Consider the following 661-nt stretch of genomic DNA (forward strand, 5'->3'; position numbering starts at 1 on the left):
ATTAAATTTTGAGCAACAAATTGAAAGAGCTTTTTGCTTAAGTTAACGCTAATGGGTAATACCGCAACTTGTACGGTGAATCAAACGGTGATAGATAATACAGCGCCAACCATTACTGTGTGCGCTTCTACGCCTAGTAATATTCCTGCTAATGGCTCATGTACAGCTTCTGCGCCTAATCTAACCGGTTCTGTGACGGCTTCTGATAATTGTACCAGTTCTCCAACTATTACACAATCACCAGCTGCTGGTGCTACTCTTGGGTTAGGAACCACTACAATTACTCTTACTGCAACCGATGGCAGCGGAAATACTGCAACTTGTACAGTGAATCAAACGGTAATAGATAATACCGCTCCTACAATTACGGTCTGCGCTTCTACGCCTAGTAATATTCCTGCTAATGGCTCATGTACAGCTTCTGCGCCTAATCTAACCGGTTCTGTGACGGCAACAGATAATTGTACCAGTTCTCCAACCATTACACAATCACCAGCTGCTGGTGCTACTCTTGGTTTGGGAACCACTACAATTACTCTTACTGCAACCGATGGAAGCGGAAATACTGCAACTTGTACAGTGAATCAAACGGTGATAGATAATACTGCTCCTACAATTACGGTCTGCGCTTCTACGCCTAGTAATATTCCTGCTAATGGCT

At 43.4% G+C, this 661-nt stretch carries 1 protein-coding gene; it reads left to right on the forward strand.

Annotated features, from left to right (window positions below; translation table 11 throughout):
* Window positions 1-51 precede the first annotated feature (51 nt).
* The coding region (locus tag HNS38_RS20145) for an HYR domain-containing protein (protein ID WP_172347015.1) at window positions 52-661 on the forward strand (610 nt) is incomplete at its 3' end.

The organism is Lentimicrobium sp. L6 (genome assembly GCF_013166655.1).
Classification (GTDB): domain Bacteria; phylum Bacteroidota; class Bacteroidia; order Bacteroidales; family UBA12170; genus UBA12170.